Genomic DNA, 263 nt, shown 5'->3' on the forward strand with positions numbered 1-263 from the left:
GTGTTCGATGTGCCCGACAGCCACTGGCTGCGCAGTCGCCTCGGCGCCCACGCCGATAATGGCCAACGCCTGCTCGACCGCCCGCAAACGCTGACCCTCGGCGGCGCACAACAGCAGTTGGTGAATTGGCTGATCGCCAGCCCGATTGCCGACCCGGTCATCGCCCAGCAAGGCGCGGCGCTGCTACTAGCCAGCCTGGCCAGCGCGCCCTCCGCTTCGCCTGTTGCTGGCGAACTGCCGCTGGCGAGCCTTGATCGCTACAT

The 263-nt window shown here is 67.7% G+C and carries 1 protein-coding gene; it reads left to right on the plus strand.

Features of this window, described 5'->3' with window-relative positions; all coding sequences use genetic code 11:
- A partial coding sequence (locus AC0IW9_RS31055; protein WP_471652149.1) for a hypothetical protein occupies positions 1-263 on the plus strand: 263 nt, incomplete at both ends.

This window comes from Belnapia sp. AC561, assembly GCF_979252845.1.